Source organism: Mesorhizobium sp. Cs1299R1N1 (assembly GCF_037179655.1).
Lineage (GTDB): Bacteria > Pseudomonadota > Alphaproteobacteria > Rhizobiales > Rhizobiaceae > Mesorhizobium > Mesorhizobium salmacidum.
Genome location: NZ_JAPYKR010000001.1, coordinates 1 through 18527, shown reverse-complemented (window position 1 = coordinate 18527; position 18527 = coordinate 1). Strand labels below are relative to the sequence as shown.

General features: G+C 63.7%; 17 protein-coding genes and 1 pseudogene. 6 read left to right on the top strand and 12 right to left on the bottom strand.

Annotated features, from left to right (window positions below; all coding sequences use genetic code 11):
• Nucleotides 1-22 precede the first annotated feature (22 nt).
• The 3 genes and pseudogenes from O7A70_RS00090 to O7A70_RS00080 form a co-directional block, all read right to left on the bottom strand.
• Nucleotides 23-791: pseudogene (locus O7A70_RS00090) on the bottom strand (HugZ family pyridoxamine 5'-phosphate oxidase).
• A gap of 105 nt (nt 792-896) precedes the next feature.
• The gene (locus O7A70_RS00085) at nt 897-1658 is read right to left on the bottom strand and encodes a 3-hydroxyacyl-CoA dehydrogenase (protein ID WP_337138436.1); all 762 of its coding nucleotides are present in this window, start codon (nt 1656-1658) and stop codon (nt 897-899) included.
• A 146-nt stretch (nt 1659-1804) separates the two neighbouring features.
• Nucleotides 1805-2329: a GNAT family N-acetyltransferase gene (locus O7A70_RS00080; RefSeq protein WP_337138435.1), complete on the bottom strand. Its 525-nt coding sequence runs from the start codon at nt 2327-2329 to the stop codon at nt 1805-1807.
• A gap of 267 nt (nt 2330-2596) precedes the next feature.
• Between O7A70_RS00080 and O7A70_RS00075 the strand changes: the two genes are divergently transcribed.
• The gene (locus O7A70_RS00075) at nt 2597-3589 is read left to right on the top strand and encodes a glutathione S-transferase family protein (protein ID WP_337138434.1); all 993 of its coding nucleotides are present in this window, start codon (nt 2597-2599) and stop codon (nt 3587-3589) included.
• A gap of 1 nt (nt 3590) precedes the next feature.
• Here the strand turns inward: O7A70_RS00075 and O7A70_RS00070 are convergent, their stop codons facing one another.
• The gene (locus O7A70_RS00070) at nt 3591-4088 is read right to left on the bottom strand and encodes an NUDIX domain-containing protein (RefSeq protein ID WP_337138433.1); all 498 of its coding nucleotides are present in this window, start codon (nt 4086-4088) and stop codon (nt 3591-3593) included.
• Between the two features lie 53 nt (nt 4089-4141).
• Between O7A70_RS00070 and O7A70_RS00065 the strand changes: the two genes are divergently transcribed.
• Complete coding sequence (locus tag O7A70_RS00065; protein ID WP_337106052.1) at nt 4142-5071, top strand: metallophosphoesterase family protein; 930 nt, start codon at nt 4142-4144, stop codon at nt 5069-5071.
• Here the strand turns inward: O7A70_RS00065 and O7A70_RS00060 are convergent.
• The 4 genes from O7A70_RS00060 to leuA all read right to left on the bottom strand — a co-directional run bounded on the left by O7A70_RS00060 (nt 5055) and on the right by leuA (nt 10521).
• Nucleotides 5055-5669 (bottom strand): hypothetical protein, encoded by a 615-nt coding sequence (locus O7A70_RS00060; RefSeq protein WP_337105891.1) that lies wholly within the window; start codon nt 5667-5669, stop codon nt 5055-5057. The genes O7A70_RS00065 and O7A70_RS00060 overlap by 17 nt on opposite strands.
• Nucleotides 5670-5778: 109 nt before the next feature.
• The gene (locus tag O7A70_RS00055) at nt 5779-6579 is read right to left on the bottom strand and encodes an alpha/beta fold hydrolase (protein ID WP_337138432.1); all 801 of its coding nucleotides are present in this window, start codon (nt 6577-6579) and stop codon (nt 5779-5781) included.
• A gap of 199 nt (nt 6580-6778) precedes the next feature.
• On the bottom strand, nt 6779-8542 hold the full coding sequence (locus O7A70_RS00050; protein ID WP_337138431.1) for a tetratricopeptide repeat protein: 1764 nt from the start codon (nt 8540-8542) through the stop codon (nt 6779-6781).
• Nucleotides 8543-8781: 239 nt separating this feature from the next.
• On the bottom strand, nt 8782-10521 hold the full coding sequence (gene leuA / locus O7A70_RS00045; RefSeq protein WP_337138430.1) for a 2-isopropylmalate synthase: 1740 nt from the start codon (nt 10519-10521) through the stop codon (nt 8782-8784).
• A 403-nt stretch (nt 10522-10924) separates the two neighbouring features.
• On the opposite strand from leuA, the gene O7A70_RS00040 reads away from it, so the two are divergent.
• Both O7A70_RS00040 and O7A70_RS00035 read left to right on the top strand, forming a co-directional pair.
• Nucleotides 10925-12091 (top strand): ATP-grasp domain-containing protein, encoded by a 1167-nt coding sequence (locus tag O7A70_RS00040; RefSeq protein WP_337138429.1) that lies wholly within the window; start codon nt 10925-10927, stop codon nt 12089-12091.
• Between the two features lie 6 nt (nt 12092-12097).
• Nucleotides 12098-12874, top strand: coding sequence for an esterase family protein (locus tag O7A70_RS00035; RefSeq protein WP_337138428.1), 777 nt, complete (start codon nt 12098-12100; stop codon nt 12872-12874).
• Between the two features lie 39 nt (nt 12875-12913).
• Here the strand turns inward: O7A70_RS00035 and O7A70_RS00030 are convergent, their stop codons facing one another.
• Nucleotides 12914-14449 carry an MFS transporter gene (locus tag O7A70_RS00030; RefSeq protein WP_337138427.1) on the bottom strand — a complete coding sequence of 512 codons (1536 nt, stop codon included), beginning with the start codon at nt 14447-14449 and terminating at the stop codon, nt 12914-12916.
• 148 nt (nt 14450-14597) lie between these two features.
• Between O7A70_RS00030 and O7A70_RS00025 the strand changes: the two genes are divergently transcribed.
• Nucleotides 14598-15488: a LysR family transcriptional regulator gene (locus O7A70_RS00025; RefSeq protein ID WP_337138426.1), complete on the top strand. Its 891-nt coding sequence runs from the start codon at nt 14598-14600 to the stop codon at nt 15486-15488.
• Here the strand turns inward: O7A70_RS00025 and O7A70_RS00020 are convergent.
• The 3 genes from O7A70_RS00020 to O7A70_RS00010 all read right to left on the bottom strand — a co-directional run bounded on the left by O7A70_RS00020 (nt 15485) and on the right by O7A70_RS00010 (nt 17146).
• Entirely contained in the window at nt 15485-15793 is a 309-nt protein-coding gene (locus O7A70_RS00020) for a putative quinol monooxygenase (protein WP_140504832.1), read from the bottom strand. The genes O7A70_RS00025 and O7A70_RS00020 overlap by 4 nt on opposite strands.
• 59 nt (nt 15794-15852) lie before the next feature.
• A complete protein-coding gene (locus tag O7A70_RS00015) occupies nt 15853-16638 on the bottom strand; it encodes an SDR family NAD(P)-dependent oxidoreductase (RefSeq protein WP_337138425.1) in 786 nt (261 codons plus the stop codon).
• A gap of 70 nt (nt 16639-16708) precedes the next feature.
• Nucleotides 16709-17146, bottom strand: a complete 438-nt coding sequence (locus tag O7A70_RS00010; protein WP_337138424.1) for a DsrE family protein — start codon at nt 17144-17146, stop codon at nt 16709-16711.
• Nucleotides 17147-17243: 97 nt separating this feature from the next.
• Between O7A70_RS00010 and O7A70_RS00005 the strand changes: the two genes are divergently transcribed.
• Nucleotides 17244-18341 carry a hypothetical protein gene (locus tag O7A70_RS00005; RefSeq protein ID WP_337138423.1) on the top strand — a complete coding sequence of 366 codons (1098 nt, stop codon included), beginning with the start codon at nt 17244-17246 and terminating at the stop codon, nt 18339-18341.
• The last annotated feature ends 186 nt before the right edge of the window (nt 18342-18527 follow it).

Here is an 18527-nt window from a genome sequence, read left to right as displayed (position 1 = left end):
TCAAATGCAATTTAGTCGCACCTTATATCTCCGATGCGGCCCTGCCGGCCCTGGCCATGGCAACCAGGACGGGACGCAGTTCCGACACCGTTTACCAATGGTTGTGAAAAAAATACCCGGCAAATATTGTCCCCCGACACCAGATCGATGCCTTCGGCGTCCAAACCGGCAATGGTCCAGCCGTCGCCGGGTGCCTTGGCGAAATGACGGGCGTAGACGGCGATAGCGTCGAGATGGTCCGCATTCATGTGCTCGACGGCCGATTGTTCGCTCCCGGCGAGTTCCTCGATGATGGGCCCAATGGTGAGAAGGTCGAGCCGTTCGAGCTGATAGGCCTTGCCGAAGCCGCCGTTGAGGCTGGCGTGTTGCGGCTCAAGGCGAAAGATCGAAAAGTCGCCGAGCCCGGCATAGAGGCTCGCCTTGGGATTGCGGTTGAGATAGCGGCGCTCGGCACGGGCATGCGCCTGCGAGCCGCGCTCCAGCCGCGATGCCTGGCATGCCAGCGTCAGCCGCGGATGCGCCAGCGGATCGCCTTTGCCGGGCTCGCCGAGCAGCAGGGAACAGCGCGGATCGGCAAGCAGGGCTGACGTGTGCGCCGCGAGCATCGACACCAGGACAAGCGGTGCGCCGTCGATGTCGGTGGCGATGCCGACCCGGCTCGCCAGTGGCGATCCGGTCCTTGGTTCCAGCACCGCCAGGGCGCCGAAGCGGGCGCTGCGCAGAAGCGTTTTCGCCAACCGGATCGCCTCGGCGTCGGTCTCGCGGATCACATCCTTCTTCCGGTCGCCCAAGGTTCTCGTCCTGCTAAGTTGATTTACCTATTCCACTTATCAGCCGACGTGCCGAACTTGGCAAGGGAGGCACCCGCCGCATTTCGAACCTTTGGGCGACACGCCCTATTTCGGCGCCATGCGGATGGCGCCGTCGAGGCGGATGGTCTCGCCGTTCAGCATCTGGTTTTCGACAATGTGCAGGGCAAGCGCGGCATATTCGGATGGTTCGCCGAGGCGGGACGGGAAGGGCACGGCGGCGCCAAGCGAATCCTGCACTTCCTGCGGCATGCCGGCCATCATCGGCGTCTTGAAAATGCCGGGCGCGATGGTGCAGACCCGGATGCCGGAATGGGCGAGATCACGCGCCACCGGCAGCGTCATGCCGACCACGCCGCCTTTGGAGGCGGAATAGGCCGCCTGGCCGATCTGCCCGTCATAGGCGGCGACCGAGGCGGTGTTGACGATGACGCCGCGCTCGCCGCCCTGCAGCGGCTCGAGTTTCGCGGCGCGGTCGGCAACCAGGCGGATCATATTGAAGGTGCCGATCAGATTGACCTCGATCACCTTGCGGTACTGGTCGAGCGGATGGGGTCCATCCTTGCCGATCGTCTTCACCCCGATGGCGATGCCGGCGCAATTGACCAGAATGCGCGGCTCGCCCAGCCTGGCGGCGACATCGGCGAGGGCGGCGGCGCCATTGTCGGCACTTGCCACATCGCACTGGACGGCGATGCCGCCGACCTCGGCAGCAATCTTGGCCGCGCGCTCGATGCCGACATCGAGGATGGCGACGCGGGCCCCTTTGGCGGCAAGCGCGCGAGCGGTCGCCTCGCCGAGGCCGGAGCCGCCGCCGGTCACGATCGCGATCTGGCCGTTGGGGGTCATGGCGTCATCCTTCCTGTGAGTATGGGCTTTTCTATGAAAACAGGGACGGATCAGGCCCGGATCGACCGACAAGGTCAAGATGGAGCAGTCGCCGTCTTGCAGAAACGGCGAACTGCGGAACCCATTCATACCTTCCTGGAGCTGCCCTAGGCGTGCTCGGCGACCCTGGCCTGGCTGGCGTGACCGATCTCGCCCATGAGCCTGGCAACCGCGCCCGGCGTGATCTCGTGCGACAAAAGGCGGTCGAGGTCGACAGGCCTTGGCATCGAGATCTGGCCGCGTGGAATGCGCTTGAAGCCGAGCGGCCCGTAATAGGGCTCGTCGCCGACCAGCATCACGGCGGGCGCACCGGCCTTGGCGGCCGCTTCCAGCGCGATTGCCACCAGCCGGCGGCCGATGCCGAGATTCTTGAAGGCGGGCCGCACCGCGAGCGGCCCAAGCATCAGCGCCCGGCCGGCACCGGCAGCAATGCGCGTCATACGCACCGAGGCGACGACGAGGTCGCCGTCGACCGCGACAAAGGACAGCGCGCGCTCGTGGCCACCGGCCTCGCGGATCTTGTAGGCGGCCAGCACGAAACGGCCGGGGCCGAAGGCCTCGTCGTTGATGGCTTCGATTTCAGGATCGTGCGCCGGAGTTTCCGGCAGGTACTTCACGTCGGCAAGGCTCATGGTCGTTGCGTTCCGGTAGAGGAGGAAAGGTTGCTGCAAACGGCAGCGTTCGCCAGTCAGCGCTTCATCAAGCGCGGGCGCCCTTTCGTCGTCGGTCAAACCGGATCAAGGCAAAGTCGAACATGCGGAGTGTCCGCTAGCATCAATTTTCGCCCGCCGCAATCGACGCCTTCGCTGGCCCTACTGATTGACGATCTGTTCAGCCCTGGATGATTTCCGCCTTGCCGCATCGCGCCCTACATGACGGGAAACGCGAAAGGACAATTCATGGGATTGCTCGTCGATGGCAAATGGCAGGACCGCTGGTACGACACGAAAAACAGTGGCGGCAAGTTCGTGCGGGCGCAGTCGCAGTGGCGCGACTGGATCACGCGCGATGGCACGCCGGCCGGAGGCCGCAGCCGCAGCTTCAAGGCGGAGCCCGGCCGCTATCACCTCTATGTCTCGCTCGCCTGTCCTTGGGCGCACCGGACACTGATCTTTCGCGCGCTGAAGAAGCTGAACGCCATTATTTCGGTATCGGTGGTGCATCATTTCATGGGTGCTGATGGCTGGACGTTCCTGGCCGAGGACGGCGCGACAGGGGACACGCTCTACGGCCTCGACTTCCTGCACCAGATCTACACCGAGGCCGATCCGGCCTATTCGGGCCGGGTAACGGTGCCGGTGCTATGGGACAAAAAGGAACAGACTATCGTCTCGAATGAATCCTCCGAGATCATTCGGATGCTCAATTCGGCCTTCGACGAATGGGGTGATGCCAGCCTCGACTTCTACCCGGAAGCCTTGCGTGGCGAGATCGACGCGGTTAACGCGCTGGTTTATCCCGCCGTCAACAATGGCGTCTATCGCGCCGGTTTCGCCACCACGCAAACGGCCTATGAGGAGGCGTTCGGCGAGCTGTTTTCGACGCTCGACGCGCTGGAAGATCGCCTTTCCAGGCAACGCTATCTGGTTGGTGACCGCATTACCGAGGCCGACTGGCGGCTGTTCACCACTCTGGTGCGCTTCGACCCGGTCTATGTCGGCCACTTCAAGTGCAACCTGCGCCGCATCGCCGACTATCCGAACCTGTCGAACTATCTGCGCGACCTCTATCAGGTGCCTGGTGTCGCCGAGACGGTGAACCTGCACCACATCAAGGCGCATTATTACGGCAGCCACGAGACCATCAATCCGACCCGGATCATTCCGGTCGGGCCGGCGCTCGACTATGGTGCGCGGCATGATCGGGGGCGGTTCAGGAAGGCCGCAGCCTGACCTACCAGTAAGCCGATGCCGGCTCGCCCCTAAAAACCTCAGCGATCCGCCGCAGCGTTGCCGGCGTCGTGCTTTCCGGCAAGCGATCGAGCGGGAAAAAGCCGGCCTCGGCGATTTCATGGTCGGGCAGTTTCGGCGCGGTTTGGCTGAAACGCTCGACCAGATAGAAGCCGACATGGTCGCGGGGGCTGGCGCGGCGGTTGAAATGCATCGATCTGAAAACCGGTGGCGCGGCCAGCGCGATGTTGCCTTCCTCGGCGAGTTCGCGGGCCAGCGCCTCGGTCATCGTCTCGCCGATCTCGACGCCGCCGCCGGGAAGCTGCCAGCCCGGCACATAGGTGTGGCGAATGAGGAAGACGGAATTGCTGGCGGCATCGTGGATCAGGCCGCGCACACCGAGCGTCATCGGCCGCCGCAGCACGAAATAGAGATGGAACAGCCGGGCCCTGAAACCCGGCCAGCCGGTCTGGCGGAACGGAGCCTCCTCATCGGTCGCCATCAGTAGCGAAACCGTGGGTGGAAAGCCGCGTGCGCGTCGCCTATGAAGGAGGAATGTTCAGGCTCGCGCATATTTCCGATGTCCATCTGGGGCCGCTCCCCGATGTATCCTATCGCGATCTCGCGTCCAAGCGCGTGCTCGGCTATGTCAACTGGCAGCGCAATCGCCGCCGCCACATGCACGATGCCGTCATCGATGCCATCGTCGCAGACATCAAGGCGCAAAACCCGGACCACCTCGCCGTCACCGGCGACCTCGTCAACCTGGCGCTCGACGGCGAGATCGAGATGGCCAAACACTGGCTCGAGACGCTTGGGGCGCCGCATGACGTTTCGGTCGTGCCGGGAAACCATGATGCCTATGTGCCCGGTGCCTTCGACAAGATCTGCCGGTCATGGGCGGCGTGGATGAGCGGCGACGGTGTCAACACGCCGGTCGATCGCAATGCCTTCCCCTATCTGCGCGTGCGCGGCAATGTCGCGCTGATCGGCGTCTCGACGGCGCGCGCCACGGCGCCCTTCATGGCCAATGGTTTCTTCATGGAGGAGCAGGCGGCTCGGCTCGGCAAGATCCTCGAGAGCACGGCGAAGCAGGGGCTGTTCCGCGCGATCATGATCCATCACCCGCCGGTGCGGGGCGCCGTCTCCCAACACAAGCGGCTGTTCGGCATCGCCCGCTTCCACAAGATCGTCCGCCGCCACGGCGCGGAGCTTGTGCTGCACGGCCATTCGCATCTGCCATCGCTGTTCCAGATCGGGCTCCGCGGCGCGAAGGTCCCGTTCGTCGGCGTCGCCGCCGCCGGCCAGGCGCCGGGCGGCAAACATCCCGCCGCGCAGTACAATCTGTTCGAGATCGACGGCGAAAAGGGAAACTGGCGCATCCACCTGACGCGGCGCGGCTTGACCGGGCCGTCCCTACCGCCTGCCGATCTGCAGACCCTGGAGCTCGGTGTCGAGGCCGACGCGGCTATGGCCGCCAGTTGAGAACCATGGCCGCGAGGCGGTCCCAGAACAGCGCAGCCGACACCGCGAGACCAACCAGTCCGCCGGCGGCGATCAGCCCAAGGCCGGACAGGAAGGCCGACCAGCCCCTGCCTTGCGCCGACGCTCGCAGCGGCGGCTCGGCTTCCGCGACCTTGGCGCGTCTCATGCCGGCGACCGCCGGCTCGACGCCACCCTCCATCATCCTCCGGCGCTCGACGATGCGCTCGGCGACATAACGCGTCACGGAATCGGCGACAGGTTTCATCTCGGTCGATTCGGCAAGCACGACCCGGCCAACGCGTGTGTCCTTGAGGAAGCGGTACGTGCGGCGGTCGCGCCCCATCGCGACATGACTTACGGCGTCGATCCACAGGCGCGGCTGTAGCCCCGAGGAGACGACAAAGTCGAAATTGTCCATGTCGGCTGGAACATCGGCAAAGACGGGTGCGAGGTCCGCGGCCAGGAGGTCGAGGCGCATGCGGTGCGCCTCGCGCATGTCGACGACGACATCGTCGCGGTCAGCGAAGGCGTTCTTCACGTCACGGATGGCGTCGGACAGTTTGCTTGACGGATCGATCTTCTCGCCTGCGTCCTTCATCGGCGTCGGCCTCGCGGGTTTGGTTAACATGCAGTTAACACAGCCGCCGGCAAAATGCACTGGCGAGATCAAGGCGGGGAGGCGTCCGGGCGAGGTCGCGCGGGACGTGTCAACCGGTCGCGGCGAGTTTCGGGCGCAAGGGCCTGGCGCGGCGGTTCATGTTGCGCCGGATGATCGTGGCAACCAGTCCAGGCGCCTCCTCGACCAGCATATGGCCAGCCCCCAGCACGTGGTGGACATGAAATTGCGCGGACAGATTATCCGTGTGGGTAAAGGGCAGCACAGGGTCGTCGCTGCCCCATGCTACCATCACCGGCATGGTCAGAGTGTCCAACCGGTCACGCGGGATGACGCCCTGCCGGTCGTCGCTGGTCATGGCGGCAGCAATCTCGATGAGTTTCTCCACCTGGCCAGGTCGCTCGCGCATGTCCCCAAGGGCGTCCACGGTGTGATCGATGGGCCGCGTCAGTGGTCCCGACATCGCGACGAGGCACGCCCGGATGTCGGATGGGTCCCTCGCGGCGGCAAAGCGGCGCAACAGCGGGCCATTGATCTCCGCGCCGAAGCCGCCAGGCGCCAGAAGCGTCAGCGATGCCACCTTCTCGGGCTCGGCCAACGCCATCAGCGCCGCCACCGCGCCGCCCATCGAGTGGCCCACCAGATGAACGCGCTTCAGAGATCGCGCGGTGAGATCGGCCAGGACGGCCCTTGCCGCCACCTTGGCCGGGCCGGCGTCGGGGAAATCGAGCGACAGCCCGTGCCCTGGCAGATCATAAGCGAGTGTGCGCGCGGCAGGCGACAGCGACGGGACCACTTCGTGCCAAATATCGTGGCAGCCGCCGAAACCATGCAGTAGGACGATGGTCTTCGAACCGGCACCTTGTTCGGCGGCATGAAGCGATGAAATCATGAAGCTGGGGACTTGTTGCAGGGCTATGAGAAACGCGAGACCACGGTCAATTGTGGCTGGATTGCGCCTCGTTCTGCGCGATGGCCAGTAAAATTTTCGCGATTTGTACGGTTGATGACAGAACTAGCCGGCTAACCGACATTCGATGATCGGTGCGTACGAAATCGACAATGCTCAGCACCGTCGATATCGCTTGGCGTCAGCCAGCGCTGCCGAGTCCGGCGGCGCGTAACGCGCCGACCAAGCGCTCGGTCAGATCGGCCGGATATTTTCGGTCAATGAAGGTCGCGCGCGGATTGGCGGCGAATTTCGGAAATTTGGCGTTCAGCTCGTCGAGCAGCTTGCGCGCCAGATTGTCCTGACCGGCGATCTTGGCGCCGATCAGCCGGGCGGCAAGATAGTGCGATTTCGTTGCGGTTGTTCTCAGAGAGGAACTGGCGATCGCCGCCTTGTTCGTGTCGCCAAGCATGAGTTCGCCGGCGAAAAGTCCAAAATCCCACCATGTCGGATGACCGCTGGAGGCGTCTACGGCCTGGGCCAGGATCGGCGTCCCCTCGGCATACCGGCCGGCGAAAATCAGCCCGTAGCCGTAGGCGGCAGCCATGGCTATATCGTAGTGGTTAAGGTCATAGGCCTTGCGCATCCAGCGCAGCGCCTCGTCGGCATTGCCAAGTCGCGAATAGATGTAGCCATAGGCGCGATGCGCGTTGGGGCTGGTCGGTCCCATCTGCACGGCGCGGTGGGCGAATGTAAGCGCCTTGTCGATCGTCGCATCCGGCGGGTAGGCGTAGTGGTCGTTCACGGCCTCGAGCTGCAACGAAGCGAGCTCGGAATAAACCAGCGACGATTTGGCGCCGTTTTCGGCGAGGTTTTCGAGGCAGCGATAGGCGGCCTCGTGGGTCCTGGCGTTCTGGTCGAGATAGTATTTGCCGTTGAACAACAGGCACTGCGTCAGGCCGGCTTGTATGCCGCTCTGTTCGAGATAGCTGTAGATCGTGCCGGAGTCGGGAAGAGCGGACGTCAAGATGCCAGCTATACGGCTCTCGACGGCGGTGGGTGCGCTGTCGGCGGCGGTCAGGTTGCGCGACAAAAGCACCCGTCCGGTCGCCACGCTCTGCAGTTCGATCGTGATGTCACCCGTATCCGGTCCAGGCAGAATGTCGAAGATGAAGCTCGTGGCATTGGTGACCGGATCGGTCGTGTCGACCGTGTCGCGACCGATGAAGTCGATCGTATCGAAGCCGCTCAGGCCGGCGCGCAGCGTTGCGGCGACACGGCTGGCATCCGTGCCGCTGGCCTTGACGGCGATGTAGACGAGCGGCAAGTCCTCGCTGGACGACGCGACGCTGCCAGTCAGGCCCGCGGTCTCGAGCGTGGCCGCAAGGTCGCCGCCTGCCAGCAGCGCACCGCTGCCCTGACGCAGGATCAAAACGCCGAGCATGGCGATGACGACGGCGATCGCCATCCAGAAAAATCTGAGGTGACGTGCCACCGACGGCACCGACGCGACCATCGGTGCCGGCAAGGCAGCGGCCGGAATGGCACTTTCGGCAGTGTCGCGTTGCGCCGATGCCGCCGCTCCGTTCTGGATGGCGGATTGGGACGTCTCCGGCAAGCGAATTGCATTGAGCTCATAGGCCGGGACATAGCCGCCGCGCGGAATGGCTATGCGGACAGGCTCGGCAACACCTTCATTGGCAAAATACTGCTGCAGCAAATCGCGCAGCCGGCCGGCCTGAACCCGCACCACCGCGTCGGTCGAAGGATCGAAATCGCCATCCTTGCCGAAGACATCCATGGCGATGGAAAAGCCCTTGAGCCTGTCGGCTTCGCCGGCCTGTTCGCGTTCGACAAGATAACGCAGCAGCTTGCGTGCCCGTTCGGATCTTCCGAACGTTTCGCTGGCAAGCAGTCGCTCCAATGTTTCGCGCACTGCGGGGGCGGCAGGCGTGGCATGCTGCAAGTGTCGATCCTCTCGAAGTCGGCACAGGTTAAGGCACGGATCATATAATGCCCGCACCGCCATACAAGTATACACGCATTATGTGATCGCGTACCTCACCGGATATTTTTCCGGTGGTTAACGGCCCGGCCGGTGTCGGTCACGGGATGATCGTGGGAGCCAGTCGAGGCCAAAGCCTTGTGCGAGCTTGAAAAAATGGCGGCGCGAGGGAGCTGCTCCCGCGCCGCCGACGACCGATGCTATCGCGCTCTGCGACCGACGATACGGTTGGCCGCCGACGTCACCGCTTCCAGCGAAGCGGCGACGATGTTGGTGTTGATGCCGGCGCCGAACAGCTTACCGCCGGGATATTCCATCTCGACATAGGAGATGGCCGATGCATTCGAGCCGCGCTGCATCGAATGCTCGGAATAATCGAGCACCGACATCTCGACGCCGACATGGCGCGACAGCGCATCGACGAAAGCGTCGATCGGGCCGGTGCCGGTGCCCGATATCGTCGTTTCCTTGCCATTGTCGAGGATGACCGCCTCGACCACGCGCCGGCCCTTCACCTCGGTATCCGGATAGGTGTGGTGGTCGAGGAATTTCAGCCGGGCGCCCGGCTGGTCGACATAGGTTTCGAGGAAGCGGTCATGAATACGCTTTGCCGGCACTTCCTTGCCTTCGGCGTCGGTGATCGCCTGGATCGCCTGGCTGAACTCGATCTGCAGGTTGCGCGGCAAATTGAGGCCGTAATCGGCCTGCAGCACATAGGCGATGCCCCCCTTGCCCGACTGCGAGTTGATGCGGATGATGGCCTCGTAGCTGCGGCCGACATCGGCGGGATCGATCGGCAGGTAAGGTACTTCCCAATGCGGCGTGTTGGCCTTCTTCAAGGCCTTCATGCCCTTGTTGATGGCGTCCTGGTGCGAGCCGGAAAAGGCGGTGTAGACGAGCTCGCCGACATAGGGATGGCGCTCGGGAATCTTCAGCTGGTTCGAATATTCGTAGACGTCCTTCATCCGGTTGATGTCGGAGCAGTCGATGCCGGGATCGACGCCTTGCGTGTACATGTTGAGCGCCAGCGTGACGATGTCGACATTGCCGGTGCGCTCGCCATTGCCGAAGAGCGTGCCTTCGACGCGGTCGGCGCCGGCCATCAGGCCGAGTTCGGTCGTGGCGATGCCGGTGCCGCGGTCATTGTGCGGATGCAGCGAGATGATCAGGTTTTCGCGGTTGTCGAGGTTGCGGCACATCCACTCGATGCGATCGGCATAGATGTTGGGCGTCGACATCTCGACCGTCGATGGCAGGTTGATGATCAGCTTGTTGTCAGGCGTTGGCCTGACGATCTCGGTGACGGCGTTGCAAATCTCCAGCGCGACCTCGAGTTCGGTGCCGGTGAAGCTCTCCGGCGAATATTCGAAGCGATAGCCGCCGCCGGCCTTGGCCGCCATCTCGGTGATCATCTTGGCGGCGTCGGTGGCGATGCGCTTGATGCCGCCGACATCTTTCTCGAAGACGACACGGCGCTGCAACTCGCTGGTCGAGTTGTAGAAATGCACGATCGGGTTGGTGGCGCCCTTCAGCGCCTCGAAGGTGCGGCTGATCAGTTCGGGCCGGCACTGTACCAGCACCTGCAACGACACATCGGCCGGCACATTGCCTTCCTCGATGCACCAGCGGGCGAAATCGAAATCGGTCTGCGAAGCCGACGGGAAGCCGATCTCGATCTCCTTGAAGCCCATGTCGAGCAGCAGGCCGAACATGCGCGCCTTGCGCTCGTGGCCCATCGGATCGATCAGCGCCTGGTTGCCGTCGCGCAGGTCGACCGAGCACCAGATAGGCGCCTTGTCGATGATCTTCGAGGGCCAGGTCCGGTCCGTGAGGCCGACGGTAGGGTAGGGCTGATATTTTCGAGCCGCGTCCGGCATGCCCCGGCCACCTTGCTTGCCGGTCGCGGCCTCGCTGGCGCGGATGTCTTCTCGTGCGTTCATCGTCGTTTCTCCCGGCGGCTGGCGGGTCCACCTGTCAGGCGGATGTGGTGCCAAGCGGCGCCTTTACCAGAATTTCGTTCGCTTGATATGATTTGCCAAGGAGCATGCGCTTGCGCGGCGGTTCGACCGCCGGGCGCTCCTTCAGCGAACCCGGCGATCGCCGATAAGGCCGAGAAGAAGCAGGGTCGAGGCAAGCGCGCGCACGGTCTCGCCGGCAAAGCCGGTCTGACGGGAAGCGGTGGTGGCGCGCCTGTTCATGGTCGCTCTCATACAGGAGCGACCTGTTGGAGGCAAGCGGGGCCGGAACGCGTCCGATATATGCCTGATGCGGATGCTCTTCCCCGCGCGCTGCAAATGCGCCAGACTTGACCGGTGGCGGGGTGCCGCCGGCAGGGGGTCGTCCATGAATTTCGTGTTCTTCTCGCCGCATTTTCCCGCCAATGGCGCCGATTTCTGCGATCGGCTGAAGAAGGCCGGCGCAACGGTGCTTGGCATTGGCGACGCACCCTTTGACGCGCTGGACAGCAAGCTGAAAGCAGCGCTTTCGGAATATTACCGCGTCGCCGACATGGAGGACTATGAGCCGGTGTTCCGGGCGATGGGCCATTTCATCCACAAATGGGGCCGCATCGACCGGTTCGAATCGCTCAACGAGCATTGGCTGGAACTGGAAGCCAACATCCGCACAGACTTCAACATCTACGGCACCAAACTCGATTTCGTGAAGAATCTGAAGCGCAAGAGCCGCATGCGCGCCTTCTTCCGCAAGAGCGGCGTCGAGACCATCGCGCAGCGCAAATGTTCCGACCGGGCCGGCGCCATGACCTTCATCCGCCGCGTCGGCTATCCCGTGGTGGTCAAACCGGATTCAGGCTCCGGCGCTTCGAACACGTTCAAGATCTCCAATGCGAAAGAGCTCGACCAGTTCTTCCGGGACAAGCCGGAGCATGTGACCTTCGTCATGGAGCAGTTCATCGAGGGGCTGGTGGTGACTTATGACGGGCTGGTCAACCGCGACGGCGAGGTGGTGCTGGCGGCCAGCCACCGCTACGACCAGAGCGTCATGGATGTGGTCAACAAGGACCGCCACATGAGTTACACCTGCTTTCCCCGGATCAGGCCTGTCGTCGAGGAAGCCGGCCGCAAGATCCTGAAAGCATTCGACGTGCGCGAACGCTTTTTCCACATCGAGCTTTTCGAGACCAGGGATGACCGCATCATCGCGCTGGAGGTCAACATGCGCCCGCCCGGCGCCTGGATGACCGACGCGATCAACTACACGTTCGACATCGATGTCTACGCGGCTTGGGCGGACATGGTGGTCAAGGACGCCGCCGGCGGCCCTTATGAGGGCAAGTATTTCACCGCCTATGCCAGCCGCAAGCGCCACCTCGACTATTTGCACAGCCATGCGGACGTGCTAGCCGCGCACGGCGACAAGATCGTCCATCATCAGCCAATAGAAGAGGTTTTCAGCCGCGCCATGGGGAATTACGCCTATCAGATGCGCTCGAAGGATCAGGCGGAGCTGCGAGAGGCGGTGGCCTATATCCACGCGGAAAAGGCTTGAGGGCCCATGGACGTCTCCTATCACAAGGCTTTCGCCCGCAATCTCGGCCGCGACATGGAATACAAGCGCTACGGCCATGCCGGCCGGCCGGTTGTGGTGTTCCCGACTTCGCAAGGCCGGTTCTACCAGTTCGAGGATTCCGGTGGGGTGGGCGCGCTCGCCGAGTTCATCGACACCGGCCGCATCCAGCTGTTCACCGTCGACGGCATCGATTCGGAGTCCTTCTTCGCCAGGCATGTCGATGCCGCGCACCGTATCGCCCGCCACGAGGCCTATTTCCGCTATGTGCGAGAGGAAGCACTGCCGGAATTTCTGGAAACCGCGGCGCAAGCCAATGGCGGACGGCGGCTGAAGCCGCTGTTTTCAGGCTGTTCGATGGGTGGCTACCATTCCTCGAACTTCGTCTTCCGTTTTCCCGAACTCGCCAGCGGCGTCATCTCGCTGTCGGGGGTCTATTCGGCGCGCGATTTCTTCGGCAAGGCACTCGACGGGGACATCTTCTACAACTCGCCGCTCGATTATCTGCCGGGGATCGTCGACCCGAAGCTGCTGGCGCGGCTGAAGGCGCTCAGGCTGATCTTCTGCTGCGGGCAGGGCGCCTGGGAGGAGCGCATGCTGGTCGAGACGCGCCAGCTGGAACAGATCCTGCGCGACAAATCCATTCCCGCCTGGGTCGATTATTGGGGTGGCGACGTCAGCCATGACTGGCCGTGGTGGCACAAGCAGCTGGCGTATTTCTTCGGCCGCTGGCTTGATGACGATTTGATGCACAGGCTGGACTAAGGTGCATCGATATCCAGCTGGCCTGCAAATGGCTGATGCCTATCCTTCCTGGCATGCCGGCAGCAGCACGGTCTCGTGTTCGGGCGCCGATCCGCGACGCAGGCCGAGGAAGACGACGAGGGCGGTGACGATGGTGATTGCCGCCAGCACGATCAGCAGCCTGTCGAACGCCGTTTCGTAGGCCTCGACCAGAACGGTAGCGCCGGCCATCGGCAAATGTTGCGCGGTTCCGCCGACATTGCCGGTCACCAGCAATTGCGCGGCGGCGGCGGCATCGCTGGAAGACGCAGCGCCTCGGCCGGCGAGTTGCGACGCGGTGAAGCCTGACAGCGTCGCCATGACGATGGCCAGTGCCACACCCTCGCAAGCGACGCGCGTGGTGTTGAAGATGCCGACCGCCATGCCGGCCCGCTCGGTCGGCACGACGCTGACGGCGAGCCCGTCCATCAATCCCCAGGGCAAGGCGATGCCGACGCCGATCAGGATCAGCGGCGCGACCAGCGCGACGCCGATCGATGGCGTCAGGCTCAGCCAGACCAAACCGGCTGCCGCGACGAGCAGGCCGACGCCGCAGATGGTGGCCGGAGCGATCCAGCGCGCCAGCTGGCCCGCAAGCAAGGGCAGGACCAGCAACGGCCCGGAGAGGCAGATCATCAATTGCCCGGCCTTGATCTCGCTCATCCCCTCGATGCCTATGAAGCGGATCGGCAAAAGCACGAGCAGGACGACGAAGCCGTAGGCGGGCGCCGCAGCCAGGAACTGGACACCGACGAAGCGCGGATAGCGAAACAGGGTGAGATCCAGCATCGGCCGGCGCACGCGCCGCTCGACGACGACGAACAGCCCAAAGCAAAGGGCGGCCACCCCGAGAAGCGTTACCACAAGAGGATCGGCCCAGCCGCTCTGCGGCGCCTGCAACACGCCATAGGTCAGCGCGGCCAGCGCGACGGTGAACGTGCCGGCGCCCGCCCAGTCGAGGCCGGTCGCATCCGGGTCACGCGATTCCCTGATAGTGCGCAGGCCAAGGATTGCCGAGGCAACAGCGAGTGCCACGACCAGAACAAAGATCGACCGCCAGCCAAACACGGCGATGAGCAGGCCGGAGGCGATCGGGCCGAAGGCCAGCCCGATGCCGAAACTGGTGCCGAGGAAGGAGAAGGCGCGCAGCCGCAATGGTCCCTCGAATTCCTGGGCAAGTGCCGAGGCGCCGCCGGCAAAGGCCAGGGCACTGCCGAGCCCTTGCGCGGCCCGGAAGATATCGAACCAGGCGATGTCGGGCGCCAGCATCGCCCCGAGCGAAGCGAGGATGTAGAGGGCGAGACCGACGAGGAAGATCCGCTTGCGGCCATGATTGTCGGCCAGAGCGCCCGCCGCCATCAGGCTGGCGGCGAAGGTCAGCATGAAGGCGTTGGTCACCCAATTGAGCGTGATCGGGCTGCCGCCGAGATCGGCCGCGATACGGGAGAGCGCGACGGCCGGGCCGGTGAAGGTCAGGGGCATCGTCATGGCGGCAAGGCATACGGACAAGAGCACGAGCCATCTCTCGGCCGGGCCGGCGGTGATCTTCAAGGTCATGGATTTTCCTATCTGAGTAGTCTGCGCCGGCATGCCGCTCAATCGCGGCGCCCGGTGATGACGACCAAGATAGGTCAGAGACAGATCAGGAAGAATGGTATCAAATATCTCGACATAACGGAACGAAACGCTCGAATGGAGCAATATGATGGATCGCCTCAGCGGCCTTCTGGCCTTCGCCCGCACCGCCGAGTTCGGCAGCTTCGTCGCCGCCGGGCGGGCGCTCGGCATCTCCGCTTCCGCAGTCGGCAAAAGTGTGGCGCGGCTCGAAGAGGAGCTCGGCGTGCGGCTGCTGCAGCGCTCCACGCGGCGGATCGGCCTGACGGAGGAGGGCAAGCTGTTCAACGAGCGCGTGCGACGCATTCTCGACGACATCGACGATGCCGAGGCGATGCTGTCGCGGACACGAGAGACGCCTCGTGGGCGGCTGCGCGTCTCGACCCCGATTGTCACCTACCATCTTTTGCTGCCGGTGCTATCGGAGTTCATGGCGCGCTATCCCGAGATCGAGCTCGATATCGATTTCAACGACCGGATCGTCGACGTCATCGAAGAAGGCATCGACGTCGCGATCCGCAGCGGCGAGCTGCCCGATTCACGATTGGTGTCGAAACCCATTGCGCCCTTCCGCATGTTGCTGTGCGCGGCACCCTCCTACCTCGATCGCCATGGCATACCCGGCGTGCCGGCGTATCTCATCGGGCATTTCGGCATAAACTTCCGCTATCTCAACAGCGGCAGGCTGCTGGACTGGCCATTCATTACCGGAAGCGCCCAGCCGCTGATCCGTTCGATGCTGACCTGCAACAACATGGAAGCGTTGAAAGGCGCCACGATCGCCGGACTCGGCATCGCCTGCATGCCCGATTTCCTGGTGCGAGAGGCGCTGCGCGAGGACAGGCTGCGCACCGTGCTGGACGATCATGTCGACGGTCGTGGGCAGTTCCGGATGCTATGGCCCTCCAATCGCCACCTGTCGCCAAAGGTACGCGTCTTCGTCGATTTCCTGCCCGAGCGCCTTGCAGCGCGCCCGGCTTAGCCGGTTTTGCTCTCTGGCAGGCCGAAGCCTCCGACGGGATGGGTTTCCACCTGGAATTCGAAGCCGGCGATGAAGGGCCGTGCCTTGGCGATCGCCGCCTGCACCTCGGGAAGCTGCAGGGATGCCTTGTGGCTTGCCTGATCGGTCCACACTTCGGTCACCCAGATCGCGTCGGCGTCGGCAGGGTCGGTGGCGACGATATAGCTCAGGCAGCCGGGCAGGGCGCCGGTGCTTTCACGCAGCACAGTCATGACCGCGTCGCGTTGGCCGCGCGCCGCCCGCATCTTGCCGATCAGTCCGTACATGTCCTCGTCTTCCCCCTGGGTTGGCGCGAAAGGAGTGTGTCCAGTATGCCGGTCGCCGGTCAAGGCATCAACTGGCCGCCATTGACCTCGATCACCTGGCCGGTGATGTAGCCGCTCAACAGGTCCGATGAGAGGAACAGATAGGCGCCGACGCAATCTTGCGCCGTGCCGGCGCGGCCCTGCGGAATGGTAGCGACCATGCCTTTCACCTGCTCATCGGTCGAATAGCGTTCGTGGAACGGGGTGAGGATGGTGCCCGGCGCCACGGCGTTGACGCGAATGCCGAAGCCGATCAGTTCCTTGGCCATACCGCGCGTGACGTTGGAGACGAAGGCCTTGGCCGAGCCGTAAAGACCCGCGCCGCCACCTGCACCGTTTCGCGCCGCGATCGATGAGGTGTTGACGATGAAGCCGCCCTGTTTCTTCAGCCATGGCATCGCCTTGCGCGAGGCGGTCAGCACCGAGCGGGCGTTGAGGTCCATCACCGCGTCGTAATGCGCCTCGGTCTGCTCGGCATAGGGGACGCGGCCAAGCATGCCGCCGGCATTGTTGACCAGCCCGTCGAGGCGGCCGAAATGTCGCGCGCTGTCCTCGACGACGCGTTCGACATCGGCGGGGAGAGAAAAGTCACCCTGGACAAGGAAGACCTCGCCGCCGCCGTCGCGAATGGTCTGGCCGAGTTTCTCGGCGGCGTCGCGGCTGGAATTATAGTGCAGCGCCACCTTGCATTTCTGCTCGGCATAGGCGAGCGCGAGCGCCGCGCCAATGCCGGTCGAGGCACCGGTGACCAGCACCGCCTTGCCGGCGAGATCGGGGATGACAAGACCAAGGGCTGTCTCTGGCATTGCTGTTCCTCCGGGGATTTCCGACATCTTGGTGGGCCTTGCCAACCCTTGCATTCAAGTCAGCGCCGCTTCAAGGCCTGAGATAGACATAGCCCTGGCTTTGCAATTCGGCGAGCTTGACGACGCCGCCCTTGTCGGCGGCACGGAAGCCGTCGAGCAGGTCGGCGAGCGTGATGTCCATGCCGTGCATGGTGTTGCCGCAAGCATGCGGGTCGAGCCCTTGCTGGACAAGACCGGCAAAGCGCCCCGAAATCGCCGCCGATATGCCCTTCGACTTGAAGGCGGCAAGGGCTGGACCATGCACGACCAGGGCGATCTCGACATTGCCGCCGGTGCCCTCATAGTGGTTCTTGATGTTGCCGAGCACGAAATTGACCTTGTCGAGATCGCTGAGGTGATAGGCGACCTTTAGCCTGGCAGGCTCGGTGGTTGCCGCCTGCACCGCCCGCAGGCCGAGAAGCGTTCCGGCTCCGGCGAGAACCGCGTGGAACATGTCACGTCGGCGCATGGTGTCCCCCCAGATTTCACCCGCGATTTGCGTGGCTCAAGCCGCAATACTAGCATAAATTGACGTTACGTCCTGTCGATGCGGAGGTGGGGGTCACATGGCGTTCGGGAAATGGAAGACGCTCGCCGGCGCCGGATTCGGCGCCGCAGTGCTTGGCGGACTTACGGGTTCTGCTTTTGCTGGCGACGCGCTCAAGCTCACCGAACTCAGCCCTAACGGGGCGGACGCCTGTTTCGGCCGGGTCTACGACGCGGCGCACCTCAAGGCGCATCCGAAGCAGAAGGTGGCGCGGATTTTCTTCTACTACGGCCATGATCCAGTCAGCCGTCCCAATGAGGAACCGGGCGCCAATTCCGATAAATCCTACAATGGTTTTCTCACCACCACGGTGCGCGGCGCCAAGGCGCTGGAATGGGCCGGCGGCTGGTGCAATCACGAGTCCGAGGACGGCAAATCGGGCCCGATCCGTTGCGGCATGGAATGCGACCGCACGCTGGCGTCGCTGAAGGTCGACGACAAGGGCAGGCTGATCCTGTCGAACCTGTCGTCCGATATCTATCTCGACGCCGGTTCGGAAGAAGAACTCGGCACGGCTGAATACGACAGGCAGGCGTTGGGCAAGGAAGACGACAATTTCCGCCTCGACCCGATGCCGGCTGCCACCTGCAAGGCGGAGTTCGCGCGGATCGATCCGATCGATCCGGCGCTCGGGCCGCCGCTGCGCGAGCGGTTCAAACCCGACCAGGCCTTCTGCTACGGGCGCGACTATGACGCGACGCATATGAGTTCGCATCCCGACCAACTGACCCAGTCGATCCGGGTGTTCCGCGGGCCGGTGGAACTGGCCTCCTTCGCCTCCGGGGACGATGTCGCGAACTGGCCCGACGGCGCTGACATTGCCGTCTCCGTCACCACACGGCAGAAGGGGGCCAAGGTCACGCAGACCTATTCGTGCCAGGGCGAAGCCGACCAGTGGCGTTGTGCCGCGAGTTCGAAGACGAGCAATTTTTCCTGCGACATCGCGCAAAAGGAAATCTTCCTCAAGCGCGGCGCCAACGGCACCATCATGCTGGCCAATCCCAATAGTAGCTTGGCGGTTGTCGACCTCTGTTCGAAAGCGGCCGTCGGCAAGACCGCGTCCGACGACAAGGTCTATCGGCTCGAGGCGATGCCGCAATCGGCCTGCGCGCCTTGAGATCTGGCGCTTGGCCATCCTAGGGTCTGCGCCGCGTCGCTTCGCTCCTGCTTCGCCTTGGGATGATGGGTGGACGGCCCCTTGCGGCATCGAATGTGCCAAACTGGTCGTGTTGAAACCCAGCGGAGGAGACCGTCCGTCATGCAAGCTATCAGATTTGGTATCGATTTGGCCAAGAATGTGTTT